This is a genomic window from Variovorax fucosicus, from assembly GCF_030316825.1.
GTDB lineage: Bacteria > Pseudomonadota > Gammaproteobacteria > Burkholderiales > Burkholderiaceae_C > Variovorax > Variovorax fucosicus.
Genome location: NZ_JASZYU010000001.1, coordinates 1,682,865 through 1,708,341, shown reverse-complemented (window position 1 = coordinate 1,708,341; position 25,477 = coordinate 1,682,865). Strand labels below are relative to the sequence as shown.

The 25,477-nt window shown below is 68.6% G+C and carries 25 protein-coding genes; 7 read left to right on the top strand and 18 right to left on the bottom strand.

The window, feature by feature from the left end:
* Nucleotides 1-94: 94 nt before the first annotated feature.
* Entirely contained in the window at nt 95-964 is an 870-nt protein-coding gene (bla, locus tag QTI05_RS08130) for a class A beta-lactamase (RefSeq protein WP_286623826.1), read from the top strand.
* Here bla and QTI05_RS08125 read toward each other — a convergent pair.
* The 7 genes from QTI05_RS08125 to QTI05_RS08095 form a co-directional block, all read right to left on the bottom strand.
* The gene (locus QTI05_RS08125) at nt 961-2,217 is read right to left on the bottom strand and encodes an O-antigen ligase family protein (protein ID WP_286623825.1); all 1,257 of its coding nucleotides are present in this window, start codon (nt 2,215-2,217) and stop codon (nt 961-963) included. The genes bla and QTI05_RS08125 overlap by 4 nt on opposite strands.
* Nucleotides 2,218-2,294: 77 nt before the next feature.
* Entirely contained in the window at nt 2,295-3,509 is a 1,215-nt protein-coding gene (locus QTI05_RS08120; protein ID WP_286623823.1) for a HAMP domain-containing sensor histidine kinase, read from the bottom strand.
* Nucleotides 3,509-4,222 carry a response regulator gene (locus tag QTI05_RS08115; protein ID WP_286540873.1) on the bottom strand — a complete coding sequence of 238 codons (714 nt, stop codon included), beginning with the start codon at nt 4,220-4,222 and terminating at the stop codon, nt 3,509-3,511. Before QTI05_RS08115 ends, QTI05_RS08120 begins: the two co-directional genes overlap by 1 nt.
* 67 nt (nt 4,223-4,289) lie before the next feature.
* Nucleotides 4,290-5,942 (bottom strand): NAD(P)/FAD-dependent oxidoreductase, encoded by a 1,653-nt coding sequence (locus QTI05_RS08110; RefSeq protein ID WP_286623821.1) that lies wholly within the window; start codon nt 5,940-5,942, stop codon nt 4,290-4,292.
* Between the two features lie 5 nt (nt 5,943-5,947).
* Nucleotides 5,948-6,754 (bottom strand): beta-ketoacyl synthase chain length factor, encoded by an 807-nt coding sequence (locus QTI05_RS08105; protein ID WP_286623820.1) that lies wholly within the window; start codon nt 6,752-6,754, stop codon nt 5,948-5,950.
* On the bottom strand, nt 6,751-7,944 hold the full coding sequence (locus tag QTI05_RS08100) for a beta-ketoacyl-[acyl-carrier-protein] synthase family protein (protein ID WP_286623819.1): 1,194 nt from the start codon (nt 7,942-7,944) through the stop codon (nt 6,751-6,753). The genes QTI05_RS08105 and QTI05_RS08100 overlap by 4 nt, the downstream gene beginning before the upstream one ends.
* 135 nt (nt 7,945-8,079) lie before the next feature.
* A complete protein-coding gene (locus QTI05_RS08095) occupies nt 8,080-9,438 on the bottom strand; it encodes an AmpG family muropeptide MFS transporter (protein WP_286623818.1) in 1,359 nt (452 codons plus the stop codon).
* A gap of 36 nt (nt 9,439-9,474) precedes the next feature.
* Here QTI05_RS08095 and QTI05_RS08090 point away from each other — a divergent pair, with 36 nt between their 5' ends.
* Nucleotides 9,475-10,314 carry a M48 family metallopeptidase gene (locus QTI05_RS08090; protein ID WP_286623817.1) on the top strand — a complete coding sequence of 280 codons (840 nt, stop codon included), beginning with the start codon at nt 9,475-9,477 and terminating at the stop codon, nt 10,312-10,314.
* 6 nt (nt 10,315-10,320) lie between these two features.
* On the opposite strand, the gene QTI05_RS08085 is transcribed toward QTI05_RS08090, so the two are convergent.
* From QTI05_RS08085 to QTI05_RS08065, 5 genes are all read right to left on the bottom strand, one after another.
* Nucleotides 10,321-11,262: a hypothetical protein gene (locus QTI05_RS08085; protein WP_286623816.1), complete on the bottom strand. Its 942-nt coding sequence runs from the start codon at nt 11,260-11,262 to the stop codon at nt 10,321-10,323.
* Nucleotides 11,263-11,620: 358 nt separating this feature from the next.
* Nucleotides 11,621-12,571, bottom strand: coding sequence for an ABC transporter substrate-binding protein (locus tag QTI05_RS08080; RefSeq protein WP_286623815.1), 951 nt, complete (start codon nt 12,569-12,571; stop codon nt 11,621-11,623).
* Nucleotides 12,568-13,392, bottom strand: coding sequence for a class II aldolase/adducin family protein (locus tag QTI05_RS08075; RefSeq protein WP_286623813.1), 825 nt, complete (start codon nt 13,390-13,392; stop codon nt 12,568-12,570). Before QTI05_RS08075 ends, QTI05_RS08080 begins: the two co-directional genes overlap by 4 nt.
* Nucleotides 13,389-14,501 (bottom strand): LLM class flavin-dependent oxidoreductase, encoded by a 1,113-nt coding sequence (locus QTI05_RS08070; RefSeq protein ID WP_286623811.1) that lies wholly within the window; start codon nt 14,499-14,501, stop codon nt 13,389-13,391. The genes QTI05_RS08075 and QTI05_RS08070 overlap by 4 nt, the downstream gene beginning before the upstream one ends.
* A 136-nt stretch (nt 14,502-14,637) precedes the next feature.
* Nucleotides 14,638-15,618 (bottom strand): ABC transporter substrate-binding protein, encoded by a 981-nt coding sequence (locus tag QTI05_RS08065; protein ID WP_286623810.1) that lies wholly within the window; start codon nt 15,616-15,618, stop codon nt 14,638-14,640.
* Nucleotides 15,619-15,725: 107 nt separating this feature from the next.
* Between QTI05_RS08065 and QTI05_RS08060 the strand changes: the two genes are divergently transcribed.
* The 5 genes from QTI05_RS08060 to QTI05_RS08040 all read left to right on the top strand — a co-directional run bounded on the left by QTI05_RS08060 (nt 15,726) and on the right by QTI05_RS08040 (nt 20,407).
* On the top strand, nt 15,726-16,937 hold the full coding sequence (locus QTI05_RS08060; protein WP_286623808.1) for an acyl-CoA dehydrogenase family protein: 1,212 nt from the start codon (nt 15,726-15,728) through the stop codon (nt 16,935-16,937).
* A complete protein-coding gene (locus QTI05_RS08055) occupies nt 16,934-17,911 on the top strand; it encodes an ABC transporter substrate-binding protein (RefSeq protein ID WP_286623807.1) in 978 nt (325 codons plus the stop codon). The genes QTI05_RS08060 and QTI05_RS08055 overlap by 4 nt, the downstream gene beginning before the upstream one ends.
* On the top strand, nt 17,908-18,477 hold the full coding sequence (locus QTI05_RS08050; protein WP_286623805.1) for a cysteine dioxygenase family protein: 570 nt from the start codon (nt 17,908-17,910) through the stop codon (nt 18,475-18,477). Before QTI05_RS08055 ends, QTI05_RS08050 begins: the two co-directional genes overlap by 4 nt.
* Nucleotides 18,474-19,721 carry a rhodanese-like domain-containing protein gene (locus tag QTI05_RS08045; RefSeq protein WP_286623804.1) on the top strand — a complete coding sequence of 416 codons (1,248 nt, stop codon included), beginning with the start codon at nt 18,474-18,476 and terminating at the stop codon, nt 19,719-19,721. Before QTI05_RS08050 ends, QTI05_RS08045 begins: the two co-directional genes overlap by 4 nt.
* Before the next feature lie 140 nt (nt 19,722-19,861).
* Nucleotides 19,862-20,407, top strand: coding sequence for a hemerythrin domain-containing protein (locus tag QTI05_RS08040; RefSeq protein ID WP_286623803.1), 546 nt, complete (start codon nt 19,862-19,864; stop codon nt 20,405-20,407).
* Nucleotides 20,408-20,460: 53 nt separating this feature from the next.
* On the opposite strand, the gene QTI05_RS08035 is transcribed toward QTI05_RS08040, so the two are convergent.
* The 6 genes from QTI05_RS08035 to QTI05_RS08010 all read right to left on the bottom strand — a co-directional run bounded on the left by QTI05_RS08035 (nt 20,461) and on the right by QTI05_RS08010 (nt 25,441).
* Nucleotides 20,461-20,733 (bottom strand): hypothetical protein, encoded by a 273-nt coding sequence (locus tag QTI05_RS08035; protein WP_286623801.1) that lies wholly within the window; start codon nt 20,731-20,733, stop codon nt 20,461-20,463.
* Nucleotides 20,734-20,845: 112 nt separating this feature from the next.
* Nucleotides 20,846-21,127 (bottom strand): hypothetical protein, encoded by a 282-nt coding sequence (locus QTI05_RS08030; RefSeq protein ID WP_286623800.1) that lies wholly within the window; start codon nt 21,125-21,127, stop codon nt 20,846-20,848.
* A gap of 241 nt (nt 21,128-21,368) precedes the next feature.
* Nucleotides 21,369-22,262 carry a ChbG/HpnK family deacetylase gene (locus QTI05_RS08025; protein WP_286623799.1) on the bottom strand — a complete coding sequence of 298 codons (894 nt, stop codon included), beginning with the start codon at nt 22,260-22,262 and terminating at the stop codon, nt 21,369-21,371.
* A complete protein-coding gene (locus tag QTI05_RS08020) occupies nt 22,255-23,838 on the bottom strand; it encodes an ArnT family glycosyltransferase (RefSeq protein ID WP_286623798.1) in 1,584 nt (527 codons plus the stop codon). Before QTI05_RS08020 ends, QTI05_RS08025 begins: the two co-directional genes overlap by 8 nt.
* Complete coding sequence (locus QTI05_RS08015; RefSeq protein ID WP_286623797.1) at nt 23,835-24,875, bottom strand: glycosyltransferase family 2 protein; 1,041 nt, start codon at nt 24,873-24,875, stop codon at nt 23,835-23,837. Before QTI05_RS08015 ends, QTI05_RS08020 begins: the two co-directional genes overlap by 4 nt.
* On the bottom strand, nt 24,860-25,441 hold the full coding sequence (locus QTI05_RS08010) for a phosphatase PAP2 family protein (protein ID WP_286623796.1): 582 nt from the start codon (nt 25,439-25,441) through the stop codon (nt 24,860-24,862). The genes QTI05_RS08015 and QTI05_RS08010 overlap by 16 nt, the downstream gene beginning before the upstream one ends.
* Nucleotides 25,442-25,477: the final 36 nt, after the last annotated feature.

Here is a 25,477-nt window from a genome sequence, read left to right as displayed (position 1 = left end):
AGTTTTGCTTGGGGCTCGCTGCGATTATTGCCATTTGCCGGAGCGGCGTTGCCTGCCTATCGTTGCGCCTCCATTTCATCCACCGCGTGTATCCATGAAGCCTCCGATCTCCCGCCGCAGCCTCTTGCTCGGCACCGTATCCGCACCCCTGATCGGCGCCTGCGCGCCCCTTGCCGCGGCGTCGCAGCCGCTCGCCAGGCTCGAGGCCGACGCCGGCGGCCGGCTCGGCGTGATGGCCTTCGACACGGCCAGTGGCCGACAGCTCGGGCACCGCGCCGACGAGCGCTTTGCGGCCTGCAGCACCTTCAAGGTGCTGGCCGCGTCCGCCGTGCTGGCCCGGAGCGCCAACGATGCCGGCCTGCTGCAGCGGCGGGTGCGCTACGAGGCGGCGAGCCTGGTGAACTATTCGCCGATTACCGCCAAGCATGTGGCCGACGGCATGACCGTTGCCGAACTGTGCGCGGCCGCGCTGCAATACAGCGACAACACAGCCGGCAACCTGCTGATGACGCTGGTTGGCGGGCCGGCCGGGGTGACCGCGTTCGCCCGGGCCATCGGCGACACCACCTTCCGCCTCGACCGCTGGGAAACCGAACTCAACACCGCGATCCCGGGCGACCCGCGCGACACCTGCACGCCCGCCGCGATGGCGCGCAACCTGCAGCGGCTGCTGCTCGGCGACGCACTGCCGCCCGCCCAGCGTGCGCAGTTGGAGGCATGGATGCGCGGCAACACCACCGGGGCTGCGCGCATCCGCGCGGGCGTGCCGGCCGCCTGGGCGGTGGCCGACAAGACCGGGTCGGGCGACTACGGCAGCGTGAACGATCTGGGTGTGGCCTGGCCGCCGACCGGTGCGCCGCTCGTGCTGGCGATCTACTTCACGCAGGAAGTTCGGGATGCGCCGATGCGCAACGACGTGCTGGCCGCCGCCGCGCGCATCGCGGCCGAAGCGCTGGCTTCTTAGGCCTCTTGGGGGGCAAGAGGGCCGAGGCGCGCCGCAGCGCCTCGCCGGGGCCACAGCTCGCTCCACGGCTCGCCCGGCTCCTGCACCAGCCGCAGGTAGAGCATCGCGATCCAGAGCAGGCTCAGGCCGATCTGCGCATCGCGCAGCGCCGAGTTCACGCTGGTCGCCACCAGCAGCACGAACATCGCCACCAGCGCGAAGCGGCCGGTCAGGTCGTGCCGCCGCCAGGCCTGCCAGAGGCCCACAAGGACGATCACCAGGAGGCTCAGCGCACCGGGCACGCCGGCCTGCGCACCCATCCACAGGAAGTCGTTGTGCGGCATGTTGTAGTCGGCCAGCAGCTTGGGCCCGCGCAGATGCCACTGCTGCGTCCAACCGCCGATGCCCCAGCCGGTGAGCGGCTTGTCGATGATCATGCGCGCCGTGTCGCGGTACATGTAGAAGCGCACCACCCAGCTGCCTTCCGACACGGCGCCGGCCTGCGCCGCCTCGATCTCCTGCACGCCGAGCGCGAACTTCTGCTGCACCGTGGGCGATTGCCACACCGCCACGCCGACCAGCGCGCCGCCGAGCAGCATCGCGATGGCCAGCACGCGCAACTGCCGTCGCCACTGGTGCAGGCAGGCCAGCGGCAGCGCCAGCAGCAGGGCCAGCATCGAGGTGCGCGACGGCAGCGTGAACGTGATGATCACCATCACCGCCAGCGTGAAGCCGAACGCGAGCACGACGGGCCATGGGCGGCGCCCGGCCAGCAAGGCCAGCCCGAGCACGGCCGCGCTGGCGCCGAAGATGGTCAGCAGCAATGCGTTGCTGATCGACTTGTTGCCGACCAGCACCAGCAGGCCGCGCCAGGCCTCCGCCATTGGAAAGCCGACCGTGTAGTACAGCGCGATCATCACGATGCCGATCACCGCCATCAGCAGGAAGCCGCGCAGTGCCCAGATGGCTTCTTCACGCGTCAGCGCCAGCGCCATCAGCACCGTGGCTGCGATGCGCAGGCCATGCACGATGTTCGACGGCGTCTGCGGATAGTGCGCGCCGAAGGCCAGCACCAGCAGCGTCCAGGTGACGTAGGCCACGATCGGCCACCAGAGCGGATGGTGTCGCACGCGTTGCGCGCGCTCGCGCCAACCGCCACCCGCAAGCAACGCCAGCAACAGCAGCGCAAAGGCGCCGTAGTTGGCGCCGACCGGCATGAAGACCACAAAGCCCCAGAGCATCGCTGCCGGGCGAACCAACCAATTTCTCGACATGGGCGAGATTCTAGGGATCAAAAGCGGATCAAAAGAGGCGAAGGTGCCCGTCTTTCGGGCGCAGGCAGCTATGATTTTTATAGCGAGGCGACACCCGCGCGCGGCAGCGCGATGACGAAGCTGGCGCCGCCGCCCTCGCGCCCCTCGCAGCGCACGCTGCCGCCGTGGCGCTCGACGATCGACTTCACCAGCGCCAGCCCGAGCCCGACGCCGCCTTCGCGCTCGCTTGCGCCGGGCAGCCGGTAGAAAGGCTCGAAGATGCGCTCGCGCAGTGCGGCCGGCACGCCCGGGCCGCGGTCGTTCACGCGCACCTCGGCACTCTGTGCATCGACCGCCAGCTCCACGCTGATCTCGCCGGCGCCGTAGCGGCGCGCGTTTTCCAGCAGGTTGCGGATCGCGCGGCGCAGCAGGCGCGCCACGCCCGGCACGTTGAGGCCGTTGCTGCTGGTGCCGTCGACCAGATCGAGCTCGGCGCCGACGCGCGAGCATTCCTCGGCGGCCAGCCCGGTCAGGTCGACCGTCTCGACCGTGCCCATGTCGGCTTCGTGCGCGTCGAGCCGGCTCGCGAGCAGGATCTCGTCGATGAGCTGGTCGAGTTCGCCGATGTTGCGCGAGATCTCGTCGCGGGCGGTGGCGGTTGGCGTGGCATTGGTGCCCATCAGCTCCAGCCCCATGCGGATGCGGGTGAGCGGCGAGCGCAGCTCGTGCGAGGCATTGGCCAGCAGCGACTTGTGCGAGCGCACCAGCGTCTCGACCCGCGCCGCCGCGGCGTTGAAGCGTTTTGAAAGGTCGGCCACTTCATCGTCCCCGTGCTCGGGCACGCGCACCGACAGGTCGCCGTCGCCCCAGCGCTGCACGCCGCGCTGCAGCGTTTCGAGCCGCTGCGTGATGCGCCGCACGATCGGGTAGACGCCGAGCGCCACAGCAACGCCGACCAGCGCGATCATCCAGATGAAGCCGAACGGCGTGCGCCAGGCCGGCGGCGCCTGGCGGCTGGCCGGGCCGGCCTGCTGGTCGCGCGGCGGCATCTGCAGCGTCAGCGCGCGGCCGTCGCTCAGGGTGAGGTCGAACTCGAGGCCCTGGCCGCGCACGCGCGTGGCCTGGCCGCTGCCGATCACGCGGTCTTCGGCGTCGCGCACGACCACCGTGCGCGGCAGCACCGAGATGCGGTCGCGTTCGCTTTCGGTCGCCACGCGCACCATCCAGCTCGCGGTGAGCGTGAGGATGACCACGCCCGCCACCACCGCCAGCCAGATGCGGACGTAGAGGTGGCGGGAGTAGAGATTGGCCATCAGTCCTGCTGCTTGGCGAAGACGTAGCCCACGCCGCGCACCGTGAGGATGCGTTTCGGCGTCTTTGCATCGACCTCGATCGCGGCGCGGATGCGCCCCATGTGCACGTCGATCGAGCGGTCGAAGGCCTCGAGCTCTCGTCCGCGCACGGCTTCCATGATCTGGTCGCGCGTGAGCACGCGGCCGGCGCGCTCGGCCATGGCCACCAGCAGGTCGAACTGGTAGGAGGTGAGATCGGCCAGTTCGCCGCCCACCGTCACGGCGCGCGCGTTGCGGTCGATCTCGAGCGAGCCGAAGCGCATCAGCGTGGCCGCCGCGGTTTCGCTGGCGGTCTCGCTGCGGCGCCGCAGCACGGCGCGGATGCGCGCCAGCAACTCGCGTGGCTCGAACGGCTTGGGCAGGTAATCGTCGGCGCCGATTTCGAGGCCGATGATGCGGTCCATCGGATCGCCCTTGGCGGTGAGCATCAGCACCGAGACCTTGGCCAGTCCGCCGGGCAGCGCCCGGATGCGGCGGCAGACCTCGAGCCCGTCGATGTCGGGCAGCATCAGGTCGAGGATCACGAGATCCGGTGCGCGCTGCTGCAACTGCTCCAGCCCGCTGATGCCGTCGGGTGCATGCGTGACGCCGAAGCCCGACTGGGTGAGGTATTCGCTCACCATCTGCGCCAGGCGGGCGTCGTCTTCGATCATCAGGAGTTGCGGTGTGCTCATGGAACGATCGTCGCGGCACGCCGGCAAGGCGGCTTGAACGCTGCGTAAAGTTGGGTAAACGCGCAGGTTACGCGAGGACGGCGGTTGCCGTAAAAAGCATCGCAGTCTGCGTCCGGTCCGCGGGCAGCCCGGGGATCTCTTGCGCCAGCACCGGGCCGAGTGCACCGCTGCCCAGCGTGGGGTAGTCCTGGTTGGCGCGCTCGACCATTTCGCTGGCCAGCTGGCGCAGCAGCACCACCGCCGACCGGATGCGCCGGCGGAAGGCGTCGTCGTCGTCGCGCTTGTCTTTCATGCTCTGGTTGAGCTCGACGAACCACGGCAGCGCCGCATGGTCCAGCATCACGGCCGGGTTGCGCTTGGCGCTCACGCCGGACCATTCGCGCATGAAATGCTGCGCCGCAATGTTGAGCTTCTGGCAATGCACCAGTTCGTTCTTCAGGCTGCCGAGCACCGTCAGATCGGTGAGCCGCTCCTGGAAGAAGATCTGCGACAGCACGCTCCAGTAGTAGGTGTAGTCCCAGATCACCTTCACCGGCAGCACTTCGGGGTCGCCGAACAGGGGGTACTGGTCCTGGTAGAGCGCCAACGTGCTCTCGTAGAACGAGTGGTAGAGCTGGTCGTACAGCTGCGCGCGCGCTTCCAGCGGATCGCCGGCACGGTCGTGCGCGATCAGGTCGGTGATGTAGGTGTTGCTCATCGCGATGAAGTCGCTGCCGGGCGAATAGAACGGGTCGAGGAACAGGCCGGCCTCGCCGGTCAGCGCCCAGCGCTTGCCCGAAAACACCTGCTTGCAGCCATGCGAGAAGTGGCGCAGGAACAGGAAGTCCTGCAGCAGGTGGCGCTTGTCGTCGAGCTTGTCGAACACCGCCGGCTGCCAGCGCTTGAGCCAGTCCATGGCCTTGTCGAAGGTGTTGTAGGTTTCCAGCGGGTGCAGCTTCGGGTCGGCCACGATGCCGACCGAGTGCGAGCCCGAGGCCAGCGGGATCAGCCAGACCCAGTAGCCCGCGCCGCACATGTGGTTGGTCGAGAGCCAGCGCGCCTGCGGCTCGCACAGCGCGCGCCACTCCTCGTTGTCGCTCCATTGGTCGACGTCGATGCGTTCGCCGATGCGGAACCACGCGGCGTCGACGTCGTGCGCGTTGGTCTCGGCCAGCCCCAGCTTGCGCTTGAGCAGGCCGGCGCGGCCGCAGGCGTCGATCAGCCAGCGCGACTGGGCGCTGTGGGTCTCGCCGCCCTGCGTCCAGCTCAGACGGTGCAGGCCGTTCGTGTCTTCGCCCTCGGCCAGCTCGATCTGCCGCACCATCGCGTTGTCGACGAAGCGCACGCCGTGCCGCAGCGCTTCCTCGCCCAGGTAGTTCTCGAAGATGCCGCGGTCGATCTGGTAGCTCGGTATCGGCAGGTAGCGGCTGGCGCCGATCTCGGTCACCTGGTCGATGTCGCGCCGGCCCTCGCTGAAGAAGAAGCGGAAGCCGAACTTGTACAGCTGGCCCGAGTGCATGTGCGGCTTGAGGCCCAGCACGGTGTCGAAGTAGTGCGCGCCGATTTCCACCGAAGATTCGCCCACCTTGTGCGCCGCATGCGGCAGCGGGTGGCTACGGCGTTCCAGCACCAGCACGTCGATGCCCTCGAAGCGCTGCTTGAGCTGAATTGCGAGGGTGAGTCCTGCCAGACCGCCCCCCATGATCACGACGTCGTGTTGAGGGGCTGTGGCAGTTGTCATGGGTCTCAATCCGTATGTTGGTGCAGCGCGATGCGCAGCGAGAGGGTGGGTGCCAGCGGCATCAGCAGCGGCAGTGGGTTGTTGGCAGCCAGTGCCTCGAACAGTGGCAGCGCATCGGCGATCGCGTTCACCTGCAGCGCGCGCGCCGCTTCGGATTGCAGCATCGGCGCCTGCACCGGGCCTGGCTGAAGCGACCAGTCGAACGATGCCACGGTGCGCTCGGTGCGCGTGGGTGCCACCACGAATGCCACGGCCAGCAGACCCCGGCTGGTGGTGACCGAGCTCAGCGCCCCGACGGCCGGCACGTCGAAGCCCACCAGCAGCACGGCGCGCTGGTCGGCCGCACATTGGGTCGCGGCCTCCAGCAGGCCGGCCGCGAAGCTGGCTTCGTAGGCGGTCAGCGAGTTGCTGGCCGCCATGCAGCCGGTGCCGATCGTCCAGTAGCCGACCGCAGCGTTGTGCACCGAGTTGTGGAACTTGGTGGGCGACAGCAGCTTGGGGTCGCTCGCGAGCGTGCTGCACATGTAGTCGTTGATGCCGAGGTCGCCGTGCGCCGACGCAAACACGCAGGGCAGATCTTTCGCGTCGCGGCCCGACGTCGCAACCGTGGCGGTCGCGACTTCCAGTGCCAGGGCCACGGTGTCGGGGGCGCGGCGCCGCTCTGCCGGCGCCAGCAGTTGCGGCGCGGGCCGCTTGGCCGGCGGGTCGACCAGCGCGCCCTCGCCGCGCAAGGCGGCCCGTGCGACGTCCCAGCCAGGAAGCGAAGGCGCCCAGAACGAGGGGCCTTCGATATAGAGCGTGGGCGTGCTCATGTTGCGACCCCCTTGCCGAAGACCAGGGCGCAGTTGTTGCCACCGAAGCCGAACGAGTTGGAGAGCGCGTACTTCACCTCGCCGCGCGCCGGCTCGATCCTGATCTGCGGACCGAAGTCGGCCCCGATCTCCTGGCAGTTGACGGTGCCGGGCTTCAGCCCGGTTTCGAGCGCGAGCAGGCTGATCACCGCCTCCACGATGCCGGCCGCGCCGAGCGTGTGGCCGGTAAAGCCCTTGGTCGAACTGGCGTGGGTGGTGGCGGGGAAGCGCCGCGCCACCAGGCCGCCTTCGACCTCGTCGTTCTTCGTGCTGGCGGTGCCGTGCATGTTGATGTAGTCGATCGCGTCGGTGCCGAGGCCGGCGCGCGCGAGCGCATCGTCGAGCGCATGCTCGGCGCCCAGGCCTTCAGGGTGCGGCGTCGACATGTGGTGCGCGTCGCTCGATTCGCCGTAGCCCAACAGCTGCAGCGGGCCTGTGCCGCGTTCCAGCAGCGCGAAGCCGGCCGCCTCGCCGAGGCTGATGCCGTCGCGTTGGGCATCGAACGGCCGGCAAGGCTGCGGCGACACCAGTTCCAGCGAGTTGAAGCCGAACAGCACGCTGCCGCAGAGCGTGTCGACGCCACCGACCACCGCCGCGTCGACCAGCCCGAGCCGGATCAGCCGCTCGGCCGAGGCGAAGGCCTTGGCGCTCGACGAGCAGGCGGTCGAAATGGTTTCACACGGTCCTTCGAGCTGCAGCACCTCCTGCACGAACAGCGCGAGCGAGTGCGGCGTGTGCAGACGCGGGCGCTGCTGGTCGGGGCGGAAGTCGCCGTTCTCGTCGAGCTGCGTGTAGGCCAGCTCGGTCTCGCCGATGCTGGCGGTCGAGGTGCCGAGGATCAGCGCGATGCGGGAGGCGCCATGGCGCGCGCGCGCCGCTGCGACCGCTTCGATGAAACCGTCGGCATGCAGGCCGAGCCAGGCCAGACGGTTGTTGCGGCAATCCCATTCGGCCAGCGTTTCAGGCCACTGCAGCTCTTCGAGGCCGTCGACGCGGCCGATCCAGGTCGGCAGGGGCGCTGGGCCGAAGTCGTTGGCGCGCAGGCCGCTGCGGCCTTGCTCGAGCGCGGCGAGCAGTGGCGCCTTGCCGACGCCGACAGCCGACGTGGCGGTGAAGGCACTGATCTGGAGAGGAAGAATCGGGGAGGGCACGACGGTGTTTCGAAAAGGAAGAAGACGGATTCGGGGGCGGGGCAGATTGGCGCCAGGCCGGAGCGGCAAAGCCTACCAGTTCGATCGCCGGCGCCGCGTGGGGCTTTTCCGACAGAAACGACCGGCCATCCTCGGCTAGGAGCGGGGCTCCGACGCCTGCCGGGCGCGCGCCGCCAGCGCCACCAGCAACAGCACCGGCACGCCCAGCAGTGCGGTGGCGGTGAAGAAGGTGCCGTAGCCATACGCATCGACGAACGCGCCCGAATAGCCGGCAATGAACTTGGGCAGCAGCAGCATCATCGAGCTGAACAGCGCGTACTGCGTGGCCGAATAGTTGATGTTGGTGAGGCTCGACAGGTAGGCGATGAATGCCGCCGAGGCGATGCCGCCTGCCAGGTTGTCGGCCGACACCACCGCCACCAGTGCCGTGAGGTCGTGCCCGCGCGTGGCGAGCCAGGCGAACAGCAGGTTGCTCGCCGCGCTGAGCACGGCGCCCAGCATCAGCACCCGCATCACGCCGAAACGCATCGACAGCACGCCGCCAACGAAGGCGCCGACCAGCGTCATGATCACGCCGAAGATCTTGCTGACCGTGGCCACCTCGTCCTTGGTGAAGCCCATGTCGACATAGAACGGGTTGGCCATGATGCCCATCACCACGTCGCTGATGCGGTAGATGGCGATCAGCGCGAGGATCAGCGCGGCCTGCCACTTGTAGCGCCGGATGAAGTCGGCAAAGGGTTCGACCAGCACGCTCTGCAGCCACTCGGCCGCGTTCTTCGGCTTGGCCAGCACGCGTCGGGCCGGCTCGGGCGAGAGCAGCACGGTGAGCACACCCACCGCCATCGAAGCAGCCATCACCAGGTAGGCGGTGCGCCATGCGGCGTTCTGGTAGCCGCCGCTGCCGCTCACCTCGGCCCAGGCCGCGACCCACAGCACGCCGGCGCCGGCCCAGATCATCGCCAGCCGGTAGCCGGTTTGATAGGCCGCTGCCAGCGCCGCCTGCTTGCGCGTCTCGGCCGATTCGATGCGGAACGCGTCGAGCGCAATGTCCTGCGTGGCCGAGCCGAACGCCACCAGCAGCGCGCACCAGATCAGCGGATGCAGTCCGGCGCGCGGATCGTTCATCGCCATGCCGACCAGGCCGGTGATGACGATGGCCTGCGCCAGCAACAGCCAGCCGCGCCGGCGCCCGAGCAGCGTGGTCAGCGGCGGCAACGGCAACCGGTCGACCAGCGGCGCCCAGACCCACTTGAACGCATAGGCCAGGCCGACCCAGCTCAGGTAGCCGATGGTGGTGCGGTCGATGCCGGCTTCGCGCAGCCGGAAGCTCAAGGTGCCCAGCACCAGCAGCAGCGGCAGCCCGGCCGAGAAACCGAGCGCGAGCATGCGCAGCGTGGCTGGCTCGAGGTACACCTTGAGCGTGTCGCGCCAGGGCAGCTTGCGGTCTTCTTCGGAAGCGGGGAGGGTTTGTTCGGCGGTGGGTGGGGACATGGAGGGCGAACGGGGCAGGCTGCTTATTATTCCCCCATGTGTTCACGCTGCTTTGGCTTCCCCTCTTCCAACCCCGGCGTTGCGCGCCGCGCGTTCCTCCTGCTCGCGGCCGGCGCCGCCGTTGCGGCCCCCGCGCTGGCGCAGGTCGAGGTCGGCAATCCCTCGATGGCGCGCAACCTCGTGCCCGCCGACAACATCGAGCAAGCCGGCACCCAGCAATACGGGCAACTGCTTGCACAGGCCAGGGCCAAGGGCGCGCTGGCAGGCGACGGCAACCCGCAACTGCTGCGGCTGCGTGCCATCGCGGCACGGATCATTCCGTTCGCTGCGCAATGGAACCCGCGGGCGGCGAAGTGGAAGTGGGAGGTCAACCTGATCGGCAGCAAGCAGATCAACGCCTTCTGCATGCCGGGCGGAAAGATCGCATTTTTCACCGCCATCCTCGACACGCTGAAGCTGACCGACGACGAGGTCGCGATGGTGATGGGCCACGAGATGGCGCACGCGCTGCGCGAACATGCGCGCGCGCGGCTGGCCAAGAGCGTCGGCACCGGCGCGGCGCTGTCCATCGGCGCGCAGATCCTCGGCCTCGGCCAGGCCGGCGACGTGGCGGCGCGAGCCGGCACGCAGCTCATCACGCTCAAGTTCAGCCGCAACGACGAAACCGAAGCCGACCTGGTCGGGCTGGAGCTGGCGGCGCGTGCGGGTTACGACCCGACGGCTTCGGTCTCGCTCTGGAAGAAGATGGCCGAGGCCAACAACAAGGCGGGCGGCCTGAGCTTCCTGTCGACCCACCCGAGCGGGCCCGACCGCATCAAGAAGCTCGAGGCCAACGTGCCGAAGGTCGAGGGGCTGTACCGGTCGGCTAAGCGCTGACGCCGATCACCAGCGTGCCGGCGGATCCGGCACGTAGCCCGCCTGCGGGTTTTGCGGAAACGCCCGCGGCCGCGCCACGCGCTCGTCGGGATCGGGAATGACGCCCATGCGGATCAGGTTGGCGCGGCTGTCGTAGCGCAGCGCGATCACTTCGTCGGGCGTGCTGCGGGCGCGCTCGAAGCGGGTGTGCGTGATCACCGATTCCTCGCGCTGGCCGTGGCCGGTGCCCAGCTTTTGTTCCGCCATGGTGGAGCGCTCACGCCGCGCGAGTGCCGAGGGCGCGGCGTCGCTGGCCGCGCCCGCGCCCAGCGAGCCGGCGGGCGAAGCCGGTGCGGGCGCAGCCGCCTCCGCTTCGGCCGGGGCGGCAGCCTTGTTGGCGGCGGCGCGATCCTGCATCGGCGTGGACTGCATCACGGGCGGCGGCACCGGGCGCGGCTCGGGCCGGCGCTCGCTGAACACCGCGACGCCAATCACGCCGAGGTCGAGTGGCCTGCCGGTGCGCGATGCGTACGAGTCGCCCGGTGCGGTGAATTCGAAGGCCGCGATCTCGCGGTCGCTCTTGCGCCAGCCGGCAATCTGCCCGGCGCCCAGCGGGCCGAGCACGTAGCCGTCCTGGTTCCAGCCAGCGGTCTGGCCATTGAGCACGTTGATGCCGTCGACCGACATCACCACCAGGATGCGTTCGCGGCGCAGGTTGCGGATGGTGATGCCGTAGCGCGCGCCCGGTCGGCCGGCCACATAGCGCTGTCCATCGGCGGCGGTATAGACCTGCAGCGTTTCGCCGCTGTCGCGATCCTGCACGTCGATGCGGAGCCAACGTCCGTCGATCTGCGTGCGCGCCCAGGTTGGCAACGCACTGGCCGCGAGCAGGCCGGCTGGCAGGCCGAGCAACAGGCGGCGGTTCATCAAGCCCGCACGGGGCGGCAGGGCGGCGACAGGATGGGACATGAAAGGCTCCTCGCAAGCCGGTCGACATTGACCGTGGAGGCTTGTACGGCGCAGCGCGCGAAACCGGGTTAGGGGGTTCGCAGGTTCGCTTGGGGCTTGGGGCGGGCCGCTGGCGGCGGGTGGCCCCTTCCGCGAATGTCCCCCGGGCTTCGCCCTCCTCCTTTATTTCGCTGCAGGGGCCACCCACCACCAGCGGCCAGGGCACGCTCGTGGTGTTCAGCGCGAAACGGTCACGCTGCGTCCAGGATCAGGGCGGTGGGGCATGCTGCGCAGCGAAATAAAGGAGGAGGGCGAAGCCCGGGGGACATTCGCGGAGCAGCGTGCCCCGCCGCCCTGGTCCCCGCCCTGAAAGACCGCCTCACCCGCTAGTACCGAACCCCGTGTCGAAGGTATCGCGCACCTCCAGTCGCTGTTTGATCAGCCCGACCTGCTGGTAGAAGTCGGCTGTCCCCTGCTGGTCGGCGATGACCTTGGCATCGATCGCCACCCAGCGTTGCTGGCGCCGCTCGAACTGCAGCTTCGCCGCCTCGGGCGGGATGCCGATGATGCGCGCCAGCGTGGCCGAGAACGCGTCCACGTTGCGGTACGACCAGGCCTGCGCGCGCACCACGCGCAGCAGAAAGTCCTGCAGCACCGGGCGCTTCGCCGCGATCGCTGCATCGGTGGCGGCCAGATAGCTCAGGCCCGGCAGCAGGCCGCGGCCGCTCACCAGCACGCGCGCATGCTGGCTGGTTTCGGCCAACGCGGTGTAGGGCTCCCAGGTCGCCCAGGCATCGACCGAACCCTGCGTCAGCGCCAGCTTGGCATCGGCCGGCGCCAGAAAGCGGATGTTGACCTCGTCGGGCTTCAGGCCCGCCGACGTGATCGCCTTGAGCGTCACGTAGTGGCCGATCGAGCCGCGGTTGGTCGCGATGCTCTTGCCTCGGAGATCGGCCGCGGTCTTCAGCGGCGAGTCGGGCCGCACCAGCACCGCGGTGCCGTACGAATCGGAACGGTTGGCGCCGATCGCCTTCACCCGCGTGCCAGCCGCCAGCGCGAAGATCAGCGGCGCATCGCCGATCGGGCCGGAGTCGACAGCGTTGGCATTCAACGCTTCGGCCAACGGCGCAGCTGCAGGAAATTCCGACCACTGGATGTCATAGCCCAGGCCCTCGAGGCCGCCGGCCGCTTCGAGCAATGCGCGCAGGCCGCCCTTCTGGTCGCCAGCCTTGAGCACGGGGCGCGGCTGCGCGCGTAGCGAAAGTGCCGGTGCTGCCAACGCGGCACCCGTGGCCAGCGCAAGAAAGCGCCTGCGGTCGGGCGTGCTCATTCCAGCAGCTCCGGTTCGGCTTCGACCAGGCCTTCGTACAGGCTCTCGAAGGCGTGGCGGGCGCCGTCCGGTCCGCCGATCTGGCCGTGCGTATGGCGGGCCACGGCGTCGTCGATCGGTTGCGGCTGGCCGGCGGCCTCGGCCAGCAATTGCGTGTGGCAGGCGTTGTCGAGCGCGATGTACCACCAGGCCGCGGCCTCGACCGTCGGGCCCGCGCTCAGGATGCCGTGGTTCTTCAGGATCGCGCCCTTGCGGTCGCCCAGCGCCTTGGCGATGCGCAGGCCTTCGCTATCGTCGACCACCATGCCGGTGAAGTCGTCGAACAGCGCCACGTCGTCATGGAACACGCAACTGTCCTGCGTGAGCGTGTCGAGCTTGCGGCCCAGCGTCGACCAGGCCTTGCCGTAGGTCGAGTGGGTGTGCGCCGCGGCGACGATCTTCGGGTTGTGCTCGTGGATCGCCGCATGGATCGCGAAGGCGGCCTTGTTGAGCGGGCGATCTCCGATGACGGTTTCACCCCGGGAGTTCACCAGCAGGAGGTCGGACACCTTGATGCGCGAGAAATGGATGCCCAGCGGATTGACCCAGAAGTGGTCGGCCAACTCGGGGTCGCGCGCCGTGATGTGGCCGGCCAGGCCCTGCGCAAAGCCGAAACGTGCGAACAGGCGGAACGCCCCGGCCAGCCGTTCCTGCCGGTGGCGGCGCTCGGCGCCGATGCTGGTGCGCGGCGCGGGCGGGTCGAACCAGTACTTCTGCTGCGGGTTCGGGTTGAGCTTGAGTGGCTGCGTCGCGTTGCGGTCGAGCGAAAGAACTGCGCTCATGCGGCTTTCCTCTGTGACGCGATGCGCTGCGCTACCAGCTCGCGCGTGCGCGGAATCAGTTCGCGGCCATAGTCGATGGCGTCTTCCAGCGGGTCGAAGCCGCGGATCAGGAAGGTGGTCACGCCGAGGTCGTAGTAGTCCAGCAGCGCATCGGCCACCTGCTCGGGCGTGCCGACCAGCGCGGTGCTGTTCGAGCGGCCGCCGATCTCCTGCGCCACCGCGGTCCACAGGCGCTTGTCGAGCCGCGAGCCTTGCGACGCCGCCGCCAGCAGCCGCTTGGCGCCCTCGCTCTGCTGCGGGCCGCCGCGGCCGAAGCCCTGCACCACGCGCAGTCGCTTCGTCTCGGCCAGGATCTGGTCGGCGCGTTCCCAGGCCTTGTCCTCGGTCTTGGCCAGGATCGGGCGGAACGACACCGAGAAGCGCACCTGCCGGCCGTGCTTGGCGGCCTCGGCGCGCACGCGCGAGGTCAGCTCGCGCGCCTGCTCCAGCGATTCGCCCCACAGCGCGTACACGTCCGCATGCTTGCCGGCCACCGGGATCGCGGCCTCCGATGCGCCGCCGAAATACACCGGCACATGCGGCTTGCCGTTCAGCGTCTGTACCGGCTTCACTTCCGAGAATGCGTTCTGGAAGCGGTAGTGCGCGCCTTCGTGGTCGAACGGCTTCTCGCTCGTCCACACGCGGCGCAGCACGTCGAGGTACTCGTCGGTGCGGGCGTAGCGCTGGTCGTGGTCGAGCCAGTCGCCGTCGCGCCGCTGCTCTTCGTCGGAGCCGCCCGAGATGTAGTGCACGCCGAGCCGGCCGCCGCTGAACTGGTCGAGCGACGCGAACTGGCGCGCTGCCAGCGTCGGCGCGACGAAGCCCGGGCGGTGCGCGAGCATGAAGTGGATGCGTTCCGTCACCGAGGCCGCGTAGGCCACCGTCAGCGTGGCATCGGGGCCGGTGGAGTGATGCGGCACCAGCACGCGGTCGAACCCGGCCTGCTCATGCGCCTGCGCGAAAGCGCGCACGTACTCGCGGTCGATCGCCGGCCCCTTGGCGGCATGAATCTCCGAGACCTTCTGGCCCTGGATCATGCCGATGAATTCAACGTCGTTGTGGTGGCTCATGCTGTTCCTTGGTATTGAGAGGAGGAATGTTCCTGGGTGGAACACCGCGGAACCGGCTTTGCCGGTCCGCCGGTGTTGCCCCCGGCAGGGGGTTGGCGAAGCGGACACGCAGTGCCGCGCAGCCTGGGGGCGAGTCCTAGATCAAGCTGCGATCCCACAACGGCCGCACGTTGGCCGGGCCGTCGAGAACGCCGAGCTTCTGGAAGGTGTCGGCCACGTCCTGGTGGCTGCGAATAACGCCGTCGTCGACGGCCGCGAGGCTGTAGTCGCCGCTGCGCCCGTTGAACAGTTCCACCAGGTCGCCGACCGGCACGCGCGTCTCGGCCGACTGCGCGCGCGCATAGGCCAGGAAGTTGCCGTTGATCCAGGCGAACGAGCGCTGCAGCCGCCGCAGCAGGTCGGCAATGGCGGCACGGCGCGGCGCGTCGTTCAGCGTGCGCGGGTTGGCATAGATCGGAAAGTTGCCCGAGAGGTAGCCGACGCCGGTCTTGATGGTGCGGGCGCCGTACTGCGTGCGCGCGAGCTGGCCGTTGTAGCCGTAGATCGCCCAGGCATCGAGATCGCCACGAGCAAAGGCCGAGAGGCCGTCGGCCGGTGTCAGGCTCACCGGCTGGATGTCGGCGAACGACAGCCCGGCCTCGGCCAGCTGCTTGGCCAGGTAGTAGTGCGAGGTGGTGGCGCGCACGTAGCCCACGCGCTTGCCCTTGAAGTCGGCGATGCTGCGGATCGGCGCATCCTTGCGGGCCAGCGTGGCCTGGTTATTGAGGTCTTCGTGCGTCACCGCGACGAAGCGCACATTGGCTTTCTGCCGCGCTGCGAACACGGCCGGGATCTCGCTGCCCGAGCCGAGATCCAGCGCGTCGCCGTTGATGGCCTCGATGTGCAGCACGCCGTTGTTCAGCTCGCGCCAGTCGATCTTGTAGGGCGTGTCGGCCTGGCCCGAGGCCTGCAGCAGCGGGCGCCACAGGCCCTTGTAGGTGCCGACGCGCAGCGTCACGCCGCGCAGGTCGGCCTGGGACGCGCTCGCCGCCTGTGCCAGCGGCGGGAGCAGGCCGGCGGCGGCGGTGGCGGCTGCGGCCTGGAGCCACGCACGGCGATGGAGGGATGAAGGTGTCATGACCCCGACCGTAGCCATCGCGGCCCGAAAAGCGAACTCAGAAAAACGAGTTTGCATATGCGGGATCGGTTGTTCCCCGGCGCGCCGCACGCCGCTACCTTCGCGGCATGAGTGCCATACCCCTGCGCCGCGATGCGCCCGTTTCCGAATCGCCCGATGCGGCCTTGCTTGCGCAACTGACCGCGCTGTTTGCCACCACCGCGGCCGACCACGACCGCAGCGGCGCCTTTCCGCGCGCCAACTTCGAGCTGTTGCAGGCCCGCGGCCTGATCGGACTGGTGGCGCCGCAGGCCTTCGGTGGCGGCGGTGCCACGCTGGCTGCGGCACGCCGCGTGATCGCGGCGGTTGCGCGCGGCGAGCCGGCCACCGCGCTGATCCTCACCATGACTTACCTGCAGCACCACGCGATTGCGCGCAGCGACAGCCGCTGGCCCGCGGCGCTGCGCGAGCGCGTGGCACGCGATGCCGTGGCGCACGGTGCGCTGATCAATTCGCTGCGGGTCGAGCCCGCGCTCGGGTCGCCGGCGCGCGGCGGCCTGCCCGCCACCATCGCACGGCGCGATGGTGAGGGCTGGCGCCTCAGCGGCCACAAGCTCTACACCACGGGCATCGAAGGCCTGCGCTGGCTGGCGGTGTGGGGCCGCACCGACGAGGCCGCGCCGCGTGTCGGCACCTTCCTCGTGCCGCGCGATGCGCCTGGCATCCGCGTGATTGCAAGCTGGGATCACCTGGGCCTGCGCGCCTCGGGCAGCCACGAGGTCGTGTTCGACGATGTTGCGATTCCGCTTGCGCATGCGGTCGACCTGCGTGCGCCGGCCGACTGGGCGCCCGACGCCGGCAGCCAGACCGACATCGATGCCCATGCGGTGCAGCAGGCCTGGATGGTCGTGCTGCTCGGCAGCCTCTACGACGCGGTCGCGCAGGCCGCGCGCGACTGGCTCGTGGGCTTTCTCAACCAACGCGCACCCAGCGGCCTCGGTGCGCCGCTCGCGAGCCTCCCGCGCATCCAGGAGACGGTCGGCGAGATCGAAGCGCTGCTGCGCGTGAACCGCGTGCTGCTGGACCACGCCGCTGGAGCGGTGGACGGCGGTCATGCACCCGCGGCCGCCGACAGCGGCCTGCTCAAGTACACGGTAGCGAACAACGCGATCCGCGCAGTCGAGCTCGCGCTGCAGTCGAGCGGCAACCACGGCCTCACGCGCCAGAACCCGCTGGAGCGCCACTACCGCGACGTGCTGTGCGGCCGCATCCACACACCACAGAACGACGCTGTGCTGGTGGCCGCAGGGCGCCGTGCGCTGCAGGAGCTTGTTGCATGAACGCACTCCATCTCTCCCGTCGCCGCTGGCTGCAGCAGGCCGGTGTTGCCTCGCTCGGTGCGGCCGGATTCATCGGCCACCATGCGGCAGCGCAGACCCAGGCCGCGCTCGTGCTCGGCGACCAGGCCGGCGGCCTGCGCGCGCTGTTCGAAGCCTCGCGCGCACTCGAGGGCGCGCCGTTCGCCTGGCGCTGGGCCAACTTCCAGGGTGCGGCGCCGCTGTTCGAGGCGCACCGCAGCGGCGCGGTCGATACCGCAGTGGCCGGCGACCTCCCTGTGCTGGCCGCGGCCGTCGGCAAGACGCCGCTCAAGATCGTGGCCACACGCGTCGGCAAGGCCGAATCGCTCGGCATCGTGGTGCAACCGGGCTCGCCGCTGCGCAGCGTGGCCGACCTGCGCGGCCAGACCGTGATCGTCTCGTCGGCGCGCGGCAGCATCTCGCAGTACCAGCTCTACGGCGCGCTCGAAGAAGCTGGCGTGCGGCGCGACGAGGTCACGGTCAAGTTCGTGCTGCCGACCGATGCGGCCGCGGCCTTCGCGTCCAAGCAGATCGATGCCTGGGCCATCTTCGATCCCTACTACACGATCGCCCTGCAGCAGGGCGGCCGCATCCTGCGCGACGGGCGCGGCATCAACACAGCGCTCGGCTTCATCACCGCGAGCGAGGCGGCGCTGGCCGATGCGGGCAAGCGCGCAGCGATCGTGCAGTTTCTCGACCGGCTGGCGCGCGCTGGCGACTGGGCGCTGGCCAATCCGGAGGCCTATGCACAGGCCTACACCCAGCTCACACGGCTGCCGATCGAGGCAGCGCGCACCATCACCGCACGCTCGGCCGTCGCCGGGCGTCCTGTGAGCGAGGCCGACATCGTCGCGCTGCAGACCGTGGCAGACCGCTCGGCGCGCGACGGCATCCTGCCGGTGCGGGTCGACGTGCGCGCCATCACCGACGCGCAGCTCTGGCGCCGCGCCGCGTGAGCGCCGCCGCGATTGCACCGCTGCACGATTTCGTCGCCGCCTTCAGCCGCCTGCTCGACAGCGCGCCGGACGAGGCGCGCATCCTGCGCGAAGGCGGCGCGCTGCTGCGCCGGCTGGTTGCGCACGACGGCTGGCTGCCTGATGCGTATGCGCAACCCGATCCGTCGCGCTACCAGCAGTTCGCGCTGCATGTCGATCCGGCCGCGCGCTTTTCGGTGGTGAGCTTCGTCTGGGGCCCGGGCCAGGCCACGCCGGTGCACGACCACACGGTGTGGGGCCTGATCGGCATGCTGCGCGGGGCGGAGTACAGCCAGGGCTATGCGCAGGTCGGCGACACCTTGCAGCCGCAAGGCGAGCCGGTGCGGCTGGCTCCGGGCGACGTGGAAGCCGTGTCGCCCACCATCGGCGACGTGCACCGCGTGCGCAATGCGCACGACGACCGCGTGTCGATCAGCATCCACGTCTACGGCGCCGACATCGGCCGTGTGCAGCGGCATACTTACCCGCCCGAAGGAGGGCGCAAGCCCTTCGTCTCCGGCTATTCCAACCTGCAGCGCCCGCCATGACCGACACCCTCTCTTTCGCGGACGTGCGCGCCCACCTGCTCGCCCGCCGCGAGATCGCCCTGATCGACCTGCGCGAAGAGCATCCCTTCGCACAGGCCCATCCGCTCTGGGCCGCCAACCTGCCGCTCTCGCGCATCGAGCCCGATGCGCGGCGCCGCATTCCGCGCCATGACACGTTGATCGTGCTCTATGGCGAGGACGATGCGGGCGAAGACCTGGTGCCGCGCGCCGCCGCCCTGTTCGCCGCGCTGGGCTACACCCGCGTGCACCGGCTCGAAGGCGGTCTCGAAGGCTGGCGCGAGGCCGGCGGCGAGCTGTTCCGCGATGTCAACGTGCCGAGCAAGTCCTTCGGTGAGCTGGTCGAGCACGAGCGCCACACGCCGTCGCTGTCGGCGCAGGAGGTGAAGGCACTGGTCGACGGGCAGGCGAACGTGGTCGTGCTCGACGCGCGCCGCTTCGACGAGTACCAGACCATGAGCATCCCCACGGCCACCAGCGTGCCGGGCGCCGAGCTGGTGCTGCGCGTGCGCGCGCTCGCGCCCGATCCGGCCACGCAGGTCATCGTCAATTGCGCCGGCCGCACGCGCAGCATCATCGGCACGCAGTCGCTGGTGAACGCCGGCATTCCGAACCCGGTGGCGGCCTTGCGCAACGGCACCATCGGCTGGAAGCTGGCGGGGCAGGTGCTCGACCAGGGGGCGGTGCGGCGCGCACCGACCGTGCTCGGCGAGGCCATCCGCACACAGGCGCAGGCCGATGCGCGCGGCGTGGCCGAGCGCGCCGGCGTTCAATGGATCGCGCTGGCCGCCCTGCATTCGCTCGAGGCGCCCGACCGCACGCTGTACCGATTCGACGTGCGCACGCCCGACGAATACGCGGCCGGGCACCTGCCCGGCTTCGCCAGTGCGCCGGGCGGCCAGCTGGTCCAGGAAACCGACCACCACGTGCCGGTGCGCGGCGCGCGCATCGTGCTTGCGGACGACGACGCCGTGCGCGCGCCGATGACCGCATCGTGGCTCGCTCAGATGGGCTGGGACGTGCATGTGCTCGCGCCCGTCGATGCCGCCGCGTTCAGCGAAACCGGTGCGCCGGGCGCGGTTCACTCAGTCGGCGCACAACGCTACCGCCGCCCCTACGAGGGCACCGATGCCCCGGCCGAAGCGATGCAGGCCTACCTCGACTGGGAGTTCGGCCTGGTCGCGCAACTCGCGCGCGACGGCACGCACCACTTCCGGGTGATCTGAGGCGGGTCGATCGAGCTCACCGGCCACCGGGGGAAGGCCACGTTGCAGCGCCGGCCGCAACGCTGTACAAGTACCCTGTTGGCAGGATCGAACCTCCCGGCAGGCCCGCAGGGGCAGACCGGCTCAAAGGGGATGAAAACATGTTGGCGGCCGAATGTGCGTGGGCCATCTTGCGAGCCGAGCACGCTCGCATGCGCGAGTTGTCGACGCGGGTCGACGGCACGCTGAAATCCGGCGGTTGGGCGCACCCGCAATCGCAGGCCGCGTCGCTCGTCGAACTCGTCGAGCACTTTCAGGCATTCGAAGAAACAACGCACCGCCCCAAGGGCGTCGTGCTGCTCGAGACCATGCGTGGCAGGTCGGCCGAGGCAGACGAACTGCTCAATGAGCTCGAACTGGAAAGCCGGCACTGCGACGACCTGCTCTCGCAGTCGAAAGCCGCGTTGAAGCTGGCCGGATCGGGCGACATGGGCGCAGCCAGAACCGCCGAAACCCTGCTGCAGGAGCATCGCCGGCTGATGGCCGCCCACCTGGAGCGGGAGGACACGCTGCTCCACTCGCAAACCGCACTGTTGCTGACAGGCGAGGAATGGGCCGCCGTGGTGTCTTCGATGTCCGAAGCCATGGGGGGGCCGCGAAAGAACCCAACCGGAGGCGTCCGCTTTCCAGAGGATGATTGGCGCTGATCCGTCAGGCGCAGCAGGCGCTTGGCACACTTCCGCTTTGTCGGCTTGGCCCCTTATGCGCCCCCAATGTTGGCGCCCGCCACCGGGGTTCCCTGGTGATAGACGACTTGCCACCGCTCCGAAACCCGGCGCCACAACGTCGCTCTTCGGGTCACCCGGTGGCCCTGATGGAGGGTGTACGTGAGCAGGTAGTTGGCTGGCGCGAGCTCCTGGCAGAAGAACTCCCTGGCCTCCCAGGAAGCTTCGTCTTCAGTGGTCGGCTCAAGCGCTTGCAGTTCGGCCTGCACATCCAGCAATCGTGCTTCGGTCGTTCGATCAGGTTCCATTGAGGTTTTTGGAAAGTTCACGTCCCAGCCATGTACCTATCGCAGTCAAACCAGCCGCTGCAAGTAGCAGGGCGATTTCGACGCGGACCCGTCTGCTCATTGCCAGTTTCGGTCAGGCCCGTGTAGGCGTACCCTCGACCCAGACCACCTCATTGGGATGATGCTGGTCGATGGTATCAAGCGCCTCCTCAAGCACCTCAGGGTCGCGAGCGCCCAATTCGTAGCTGAATCGCGAAAGACTCTTGCCTTTCAACAAGGCGTAGTCCGCATCGGAGATTGCATCCGCACCACACCAAACAGCGGGTGCCGATGTTTCTGCAAGGCGTAGCGCCTCCTTCAATCCACCTGCGGTGATTGCGATTGGCCACTCGAAGTCGCAACGGTCAATCGACATGACAGTCGTTAAGCATCGGGAGCGCGAAACGTGCACTTTTCTCCGTCGCTCGTAGAGGGTCGCTCTTTTACCCCGCCGCCGCGGCCTGGGGGCCATCGATCCGCTTCGCGAGTGCGCGCTGGGCACCCGTGCGCTGGCGCAGTTCTTCCAGCAGCGGTAGGCTGATGCGTCGGCCGGCGTCGCGACGTGGTTGTTGTTCAGCTTCAGCGGCGATTGAGCAGGGATTCAGAGTGTCGCCGGATCAACTCGCCGAGCGAGTCGAAATTCCGCGCTGTTTCGACATCGCCAGACCGGCCCGCAACAATCGCGTCAGGGTCACCGGCCGAACGCTGCCGGTTCCGCTGTGCCAGGGGAAGTCGATTGCGCCCAACTCCTCGTACTCTTGGAGCCGGGCATTCGCGTGGGGATCCGCTGCAAAAGGGGCAGCAGATGGGTGGCACATCAGCACGTCGCCTGTGCGGGCGGTGCGCAGCCAGTAGTCCAGTCGGCTCCGATAGGCGCCGGCGTCGCCATCAAAGTCATACACACCCAGAAGTCCGCGGCTGCAGGGGATGCCGCGAGAGCGGGCCTGCTGTTGCAGGGTAGAGCCGCCGAGCGCGTGGATCATCCGAGCCTTCAGGCCCTCTCGCCGCAGTGGGCCGCCGGGCTCTGTGCTGCGCAGCCATGGCGGCGACGTTGGATAACGCCTAGAGATCTCCTCGACCAGCACCTCGCGCACCACCGGAAACTGGTGCACGTGCCGATGACCGTCGATGAAGGCGGGTGCGCATCCCATGGCGTCCTCGAAGCGCGTGAGCTGGTCGCAAACGTCGGACCTCAGTCCTTCCACGAACACCGTTCGTGTGTAGGTTTGCAAGAGCAGTCCCGCCAAACCGGGCTCGGCTCCATCCCCCTGCGACGGCCGGGTGAGATCAAGGTGCAGGCCGACTTCGAGCTGTTCGGGGGCAATGCGGCGCAGCATCCGCGCGCCGTCCACCCAGGCGCTGCGCCGCACCATGCCGCTGGTGGCGGAAATCTTGCCGCGCTCGGCCAGGTCAACGACCGCCGTGTTGACGCCGGCGCCTAGACCGAAATCGTCGGCGCATATGCAGATCTCCTGCATCGCGACTGCCCCGAGCCCGATGGCCTCAGTCATTGCCGGCCGCATTGGAGGCTGGTGCAGCGGACGCGGAGGTCAAGCAATGCGGGTCGCTGGAGGCACTCCCTGGGAACCGCCATGCGGCAAGGGCATCGTTGACCACCACCAACTGGGCGCGAGCCAGCCAGGGATTGGTGAGCTGCGCGAAGTTCGGCCCGACAATCCAGGTGGCGCGGGGCACGCAGAGCGTGTAAGCCAGCTGGGTTCGGTTCAGCAACGTCGCAGCAGTGCGCGCCGGTTCGAAGCGCCCCGCATCGGAGAGTTCCTTGCGCCAGTTGTCGCGCGTGTCGCGTGCCGCGGCCTCCCAATCGTCCGATACCAGCACTGGCTCGCGCAGATTCCAGTAGAAGGGGATCTCGTAGTCGTAGCTGTCGACCATCAGCACCCGCTCGCCGGGCGCGACCGACATGCCGGCAGGCAGTCTCAGGCGAGTGCCGGGCGGTGCCGAGTAGATCGCGACAATCGGCACACAAGCCACGCACACCGCGACGGCCACCAGCGCGGTCGCGAGCAACGGGGTCCGTAGCGCATAACGTGAACGACCCGCGAACACGCGCTGTGCGATCACGTAGGCCAGCGGCGGGAGTGCCGGCAGCACGTATCCCACGAGCTTGGAGCGCGGCACTGAGAAGAACACAACGATCACCGCGAGCCATATCCACATCAGCCAGTCAACATCGCAGCGCTCGGCACGCGTTTCGTCATCCTTGCCGCGTGGCACCAGCATCCAGGCGAACCACGGCAGCGTCAGTCCAGCCAGCACCGGCAGGTAGAACCAGAAGCCCTGCTCGTTGTTGAAGCCCGACGAAGCGAAGCGCCGGAAGTGCTGCGTCACGACGAAGTAGTCGAAGAACCCTGGGTACCTCACCTGCATGAGCACGAACCATGGACCGGCAAGGACTAGCAGCAGGGCCCAGCCCGGCAACCACAAAGCGAGCTGCAGCGCCGCGAGCCGGTGTGTCACGGCGCACCAGATCGTCACGATCATCGCGGGGAGCACGAGGCCGATGAGACCCTTGGCCAGCAGCCCGGCTGCGGCGAACAGGTAAGCGCCCGCGAGCAGCGCTCGCCATGGCTCTCCACGCTCCTTCGCCAATGCAGCCCCGGCCGCCAGCAGCACTGTGCACGCGATGCATCCCGCCACCAGCATGTCGAGGTTGGCGAACTGCGCGCCCAGGAAAAAATAAGGCGTGGTCACCAGCACCACGGTCGACAGCAGCGCTACGTGTGGCGTCGACCAACGGCGAAGGAAAAGATACAGCGCCGTCGCGCCCGCGACCGCACCGAGCACCGAGGGCAGCCGCGCCGCCCATTCCACCGGGCCCGTCACCGACATCGCCGCAGCCCCGATCCAGTAGAACAGCGGCGGCTTGTGGAAGAAAGGCAGGCCGTCGAGCCGCGGTACCAGCCAGTCGCCTGAGTTCAGCATGGCCAGCGCGACGCTGCCGTAGCGGCCCTCGTCGGGCGCCATCAAGGGGCGGGCCCATGCCGTCGCCAGCAGCCACGCGAAGAGCGCCAGCACGAACCACAGGAGGCGAGGGGAAACCCAGAGGTCGGATTCGTTGGCTTTCATGGCGTGCCGTTCTTCAGACCGGTTCCGTGCTCCCGGCTCACCACGTACAACGGGCGGCCCTTGACCTCCTCGTAGATGCGCGCGATGTATTCGCCCACGATACCCGTGGAGATCATCTGCACGCCGATGAAGAACATCAGGCTCACGACGATAGTGGTCCAGCCGGAGACCGCGTTGCCGAACAGGAGGTAGTCGATGGTCACGTAGAGGCCGTAGCCGATGGCAGACAGCGCAAACATCAGTCCGACCACACTGACCATGCGCAGCGGCCAGGTCGTGAAGGCGGTGAGCCCGTCGATGGCCAGCCGTACCAGGCGCTGCGCATTGAAGGTGCTAACACCCTGCGCGCGCGGCGCAGGTGTGTAAGGTATGGCAACGGCGCGGAAGCCCACCCAGGCATACAGGCCCTTCATAAAGCGGCTGCGCTCGGACAGGCTCATGAGTGCATCGACCACCTTGCGGTCCATCAGGCGAAAGTCGCCTGCATCCTTGGGGACGGCGAACCTATCCGAGGTGTCGAGCAGGCGGTAGAAGAGGCTGCTGCCGAATTGCTTGAACCGGCTTTCGTCGGTGCGCGCCTCGCGCACTGCGTACACCACTTCGGCACCGGCCAGCCACTGGGCGATCATCTTTTGGATGAGGCCGGGCGAGTGCTGTAGGTCGCCATCGAGCAGCACCACGGCGTCGCCGGTGGCAGCGGCCAGGCCCGCGGTGAGGGCGGCTTCCTTGCCGAAATTGCGCGACAGCGAGATGCAGCGAAAACCGGGAAGCTCACACCAGGCGCGCGCGACTTCCTCCGTGTCGTCGGTGCTGCCGTCGTCTACGACGATGATTTCCCAACGCAAATTGGTAGCCCATAGGATTTCTTCGAGTCGAGGCAACAGCTGCCGCAGATTAACGCCCTCGTTGAAGCATGGAATGACGCAGGAGACGGCCTTGTTCTGCCGCTCTCCCGTCAGTCCAAGCCCATCGACGATTCTGGTGGCTGCCTCGCTCTGCAGCCTGATATTCGTCGAAGAATTCATGAATGCCTCCATGGCGAACCCGCCTCCCGTGTGCCCGTGTGTCGTTGCATTCGAAGCGTGAAAAAATGAACCAGCCAACAACCTATGACGACCGCGCCAGCGATCAGCGCACCAAGCAGCAGGCCCGCGGCGATGTCGAGAGGGAAATGGACGCCCACGTACACCCGGGCCCATCCGGTGATGGCCGCCAGCGCCAGCAGCGGACCGCCCCACCGGCGCAGGGTGGGGCGCAACGTGAAGGCCAGCGCCACCATGAACATCACGGCCGCGTGCGTGCTTGGCAATGAGCCGCGACCCCCGTGCGCGATATATGCTGGCGCCAGCCCGAGTGCGAAGGGGCGGGGTAGGTCAAGAGACATCGCAATGGCGTGCGACAGCAGCGATGTCAATCCCGCCGCAGCCGCAACGATGCACACGTAAGCCCGGTCGGCACGGTATCGCCACAGGGTAACTAAGAGGATGGCCGCGCTTAACCAACTGCCCCAAAGCGCGCAAGCCCCGGCGACGGAAAGCAGCCACGGCACGGGATCGCTGCCCGCCGTGAGCCAGTGGAAGAGCGTGAGGTTCAGCGCATTCATGGCGCGACCCCGGTCAAGATGAAAGAAAGCACAGAC

Excerpts from the sequence above, each read along its gene's own strand:
- QTI05_RS08035 (WP_286623801.1), bottom strand. The coding sequence starts at position 20,733 with ATGGAACCTGATCGAACGACCGAAGCACGATTGCTGGATGTGCAGGCC.
- QTI05_RS08105 (WP_286623820.1), bottom strand. The coding sequence starts at position 6,754 with ATGAGCACGCCCACGCTCTATATCGAAGGCCCCTCGTTCTGGGCGCCT.
- QTI05_RS08030 (WP_286623800.1), bottom strand. The coding sequence starts at position 21,127 with ATGTCGATTGACCGTTGCGACTTCGAGTGGCCAATCGCAATCACCGCA.
- QTI05_RS08110 (WP_286623821.1), bottom strand. The coding sequence starts at position 5,942 with ATGACAACTGCCACAGCCCCTCAACACGACGTCGTGATCATGGGGGGC.
- QTI05_RS08015 (WP_286623797.1), bottom strand. The coding sequence starts at position 24,875 with ATGGAGGCATTCATGAATTCTTCGACGAATATCAGGCTGCAGAGCGAG.
- QTI05_RS08065 (WP_286623810.1), bottom strand. The coding sequence starts at position 15,618 with ATGACACCTTCATCCCTCCATCGCCGTGCGTGGCTCCAGGCCGCAGCC.
- QTI05_RS08060 (WP_286623808.1), top strand. The coding sequence starts at position 15,726 with ATGAGTGCCATACCCCTGCGCCGCGATGCGCCCGTTTCCGAATCGCCC.
- QTI05_RS08040 (WP_286623803.1), top strand. The coding sequence starts at position 19,862 with ATGTTGGCGGCCGAATGTGCGTGGGCCATCTTGCGAGCCGAGCACGCT.
- QTI05_RS08090 (WP_286623817.1), top strand. The coding sequence starts at position 9,475 with ATGTGTTCACGCTGCTTTGGCTTCCCCTCTTCCAACCCCGGCGTTGCG.
- QTI05_RS08095 (WP_286623818.1), bottom strand. The coding sequence starts at position 9,438 with ATGTCCCCACCCACCGCCGAACAAACCCTCCCCGCTTCCGAAGAAGAC.
- QTI05_RS08075 (WP_286623813.1), bottom strand. The coding sequence starts at position 13,392 with ATGAGCGCAGTTCTTTCGCTCGACCGCAACGCGACGCAGCCACTCAAG.
- QTI05_RS08115 (WP_286540873.1), bottom strand. The coding sequence starts at position 4,222 with ATGAGCACACCGCAACTCCTGATGATCGAAGACGACGCCCGCCTGGCG.
- QTI05_RS08020 (WP_286623798.1), bottom strand. The coding sequence starts at position 23,838 with ATGAAAGCCAACGAATCCGACCTCTGGGTTTCCCCTCGCCTCCTGTGG.
- QTI05_RS08010 (WP_286623796.1), bottom strand. The coding sequence starts at position 25,441 with ATGAATGCGCTGAACCTCACGCTCTTCCACTGGCTCACGGCGGGCAGC.
- QTI05_RS08025 (WP_286623799.1), bottom strand. The coding sequence starts at position 22,262 with ATGACTGAGGCCATCGGGCTCGGGGCAGTCGCGATGCAGGAGATCTGC.
- bla (WP_286623826.1), top strand. The coding sequence starts at position 95 with ATGAAGCCTCCGATCTCCCGCCGCAGCCTCTTGCTCGGCACCGTATCC.
- QTI05_RS08045 (WP_286623804.1), top strand. The coding sequence starts at position 18,474 with ATGACCGACACCCTCTCTTTCGCGGACGTGCGCGCCCACCTGCTCGCC.
- QTI05_RS08055 (WP_286623807.1), top strand. The coding sequence starts at position 16,934 with ATGAACGCACTCCATCTCTCCCGTCGCCGCTGGCTGCAGCAGGCCGGT.
- QTI05_RS08070 (WP_286623811.1), bottom strand. The coding sequence starts at position 14,501 with ATGAGCCACCACAACGACGTTGAATTCATCGGCATGATCCAGGGCCAG.
- QTI05_RS08080 (WP_286623815.1), bottom strand. The coding sequence starts at position 12,571 with ATGAGCACGCCCGACCGCAGGCGCTTTCTTGCGCTGGCCACGGGTGCC.
- QTI05_RS08085 (WP_286623816.1), bottom strand. The coding sequence starts at position 11,262 with ATGTCCCATCCTGTCGCCGCCCTGCCGCCCCGTGCGGGCTTGATGAAC.
- QTI05_RS08125 (WP_286623825.1), bottom strand. The coding sequence starts at position 2,217 with ATGTCGAGAAATTGGTTGGTTCGCCCGGCAGCGATGCTCTGGGGCTTT.
- QTI05_RS08120 (WP_286623823.1), bottom strand. The coding sequence starts at position 3,509 with ATGGCCAATCTCTACTCCCGCCACCTCTACGTCCGCATCTGGCTGGCG.